Here is a 2,955-nt window from a genome sequence, read left to right as displayed (position 1 = left end):
GCCGACGGCCGTCCGCCGGGTCCGGACGTCCTTCGGCGGGACCGGAGAACACCGCGCCGATGACGCCCTCGGGCGACGGCCGCTCCTCGGCGGCCGACTCGTCGGGGGCGTCGGCCGCCCGGGCCCTGCTCTCCGCGTACTCCCGTGCGCTCCAGCCCAGGACCGCCTCGGCCAGGGCCGTGCCGAGCCCACCGGTGAAGCGGGCGAGCTGGTCCGCCGTGTGCCGGCAGTGGGTGCAGTTCTCCAGGTGGGTGCGCAGGTCCGGGTCGGTTCCGGTGCCCGCGCGCCGGTAGGTCACCTCCAGCAGTCGCAGATAGCTCCGGCACTCCCGGCCGGGGGCGAGCTCTCCGTGGAGCCGGAGGACTTCGTCGCGCAGCCGCTCCCGGGCGCGGCGCAGTTCGATGCGGGCGCCCTCCTCGTCCAGGGCGAGCAGCCCGGCGGGGACGTGGAGCGGTTCGGACTCGACCTCGGTGTGCCACAGCAGACAGCGCGCGGACTGCGGGAGCCGCTGGAACGCTCCTGCCAGCAGGCGCCGTTCAGGTGGGGGGAGCAGCCGTGCGGCCGGCCGTCGGCCGTCGTCGGAGGGGGAGCCGGTGGCGGTGGTGCCGGCGGTGAGACCGGGGTGGAGCAGGGCGCGGCGGTGGTCGCCGTCCCATTCCGCGGCGATCCGGCGCACCGTGAGGAGGAGGTGGGGACGCCATGCGGAACTCGGACCGTTGCGCCGCAGGGTCTCGCCGAAGAGACGGGTGAACGCGGCGGTGGTGAGCATCCCGGCGGAGCGGGGCCCGTCGGTGCACAGCCGGGCATAGCCGAAAACCGACTCCCAGTGGCGGTCGAGGAGTTCACCGGCGGGGTGCGGTGCCGGGGTGGACCCCGTCCACTTCCTCAGCTCGTCACTCAGTTGTTCGTCCGTCACGTCGAACGCGGCGGCGGGGACCGGGAAATTCGACAGGCCGGTTTCCTTCACGGATGCAATCCTCTCGGGGACACGCGGGATAAAGTCCGACCCGGCGGACCCGCGGCCCCGCCGACGATACAGCGGGAGCCCGTCCGCAAGGGGTCCGGCATCTCGAACGCCCGCCCGGAGCAGCTCTTTCGGGGCACGGCGGCATGAGGGAGCGGGCTCGCGCACACCAGGACGAAGAGCATTTTCCTCGCCGGCGGGATCCACTTTCACACAGGCCGACGACCTGGAACAAGCCGTACAACAATTTCCCGCATTCTCCGTCCCGCCGGCATTTTTTGACATCGCGTCAACAGGATTCTTGACCCTTAATTCACGCGCCCAATCATCCGATTCGACGGCCGGTGTCCGAAAAGACGGTGCGGACGGGACGACTCGGCGCCGTCGCGCCCATCCCGGCCGTGCGGAGTCCGGGGCCCGGTCCGGTCCCGGGGAACACGGGCCGGCCGCCGCCTCGGGCTCGGGGAAGGGTGCGGTTCACCGGGAGCGCCCCGGGCGGACGCGGTCGTCCCTGCTCGAACGGCGGCGTCGGCGCGGGTGCCCGGTGGCAGATCCAAGGGGTCGCGGCGTCGCCGTGCTCGTCCCGCGGCCGGTCGCAGGGGTCGGCGTACAGCTCGGCGACGCGGTCCGGGTCGCCGCGGCCGGTCCGGCGCAGCGGTTCCTCCACGGCGGCGCGGGGCCGGTGGCCGGGGCGGCCTGGACCGGGGGCCGGGGTCCGCGCGGTTCGGTCATGACGGGGCCCTCCGGTTCCGGGGCGGTCCGAGTTCAAGGTCCCCGGTTCGGGGAACGGTCATGACTGTGCCGTGGACACGCCGAGGGCCTCATGACGTCGGAGGTCGTGCGTGCTCCGGTCGACACTGGTACGGCACGAGCTGATCCGCATGGCCCCCGGCCGCCCCGGAGACCGGGCCGGCCACGGGCCGCGACGACGACGGGACGGATGGCATGCCTCTTCAGGGCGAGTACGAGCCCAGCCCCACGCAGTGGGTGCGCGAGCAGGTGGAACTGTACGAGAGCTCCGGCGGCACCGAGGGGACGACCATGCAGGGCCGGCCGGTGGTGCTGCTGACCACGCGGGGGGCCAGGAGCGGCAAGCTGCGCAAGACCCCGTTGATGCGCGTCGAGCACGAGGGGCGCTACGCGGTGGTGGCCTCGCTGGGCGGAGCGCCCCGGCACCCGGTCTGGTACCACAACCTCAAGGCCGATCCCCAGGTGGAACTGCGGGACGGTCGGATCCTGCGGGACATGACGGCCCGTGAGGTGACCGGGGAGGAGAAGGCGCAGTGGTGGGAGCGGGCCGTCGCGGCCTTCCCCCCGTACGCCGACTACCAGGAGAAGACGGACCGGGTGATCCCGGTCTTCGTGCTGGAGCCGCGCGACTAGGACCCCTCCTCCGGGCCGGGCCGGGCCGGGAGAGGACGAGCCTGGGCCCGGCCGGATTCTTCCCGGTCCGGTGCGCATGACGCGCCGGTCGGCGGGCACCCGCCGTTCAGGCCCCGCCGCGTTCCCCCGTCGCGGCGGGGCTCCCCCATGCCGCCGCGTTCCTCGGATCATTGCCCCGGTCGGGCCCGGCCGGGCCGTGCGGAGGGCGGAAAACGGGGAACGTGGGGCACAGGAACTTTCCGAACGCCTGAAACGACCTGGGAGATCCACGTGGCGAAGAAGAGCAAGAAGAAGCTGCCCATGGTGTACAAGCCGGTGGGGTTCGCGCTGGGCTGGACGAGTGGTGCCGTGGCGGGGGTCGCGTTCCAGAAGACGTGGAAGCTGATCCGGCACGAGGACGACGCGCCCGACGCGCTGGACCGGGACCGCCGCTGGGGCGAGATCCTGCTGGCCGCGGCGATCCAGGGTGCCATCTTCGCGGTGGTGCGCAGTGCCGTGAACCGCGCGGGCGCCAAGGCCATCGAGCGTTCCACGGGCTCCTGGCCCGCTCCGGAGAAGGGGAGCGCCTGACCACCCGGCCCCTCCCCCGCCGCACGAAGCCCCCGGCG

Annotated in this window: 2 protein-coding genes and 1 pseudogene; 2 read left to right on the top strand and 1 reads right to left on the bottom strand. The window is 73.2% G+C overall.

Annotation, left to right across the window (positions count from 1 at the left end):
- Positions 1-967 (bottom strand): annotated as a pseudogene (locus AOK18_RS21310) (hydrolase); the annotation flags it as partial.
- A gap of 942 nt (positions 968-1,909) precedes the next feature.
- Here AOK18_RS21310 and AOK18_RS21305 point away from each other — a divergent pair.
- Together AOK18_RS21305 and AOK18_RS21300 are read left to right on the top strand one after the other, a co-directional pair.
- Complete coding sequence (locus AOK18_RS21305; RefSeq protein WP_055573288.1) at positions 1,910-2,347, top strand: nitroreductase family deazaflavin-dependent oxidoreductase; 438 nt, start codon at positions 1,910-1,912, stop codon at positions 2,345-2,347.
- Between the two features lie 300 nt (positions 2,348-2,647).
- Positions 2,648-2,917, top strand: coding sequence for a DUF4235 domain-containing protein (locus AOK18_RS21300; RefSeq protein ID WP_055573302.1), 270 nt, complete (start codon positions 2,648-2,650; stop codon positions 2,915-2,917).
- Positions 2,918-2,955 lie beyond the last annotated feature (38 nt).

It is taken from the genome of Streptomyces prasinopilosus (assembly GCF_001419695.1).
Lineage (GTDB): Bacteria > Actinomycetota > Actinomycetes > Streptomycetales > Streptomycetaceae > Streptomyces > Streptomyces prasinopilosus.
This window is presented reverse-complemented; position numbering and strand designations above follow the sequence as displayed.

What these genes read in the sequence shown, in the direction of transcription:
- AOK18_RS21305 (WP_055573288.1), top strand. Translation starts at nt 1,910, where the DNA reads ATGCCTCTTCAGGGCGAGTACGAGCCCAGCCCCACGCAGTGGGTGCGC.
- AOK18_RS21300 (WP_055573302.1), top strand. Translation starts at nt 2,648, where the DNA reads ATGGTGTACAAGCCGGTGGGGTTCGCGCTGGGCTGGACGAGTGGTGCC.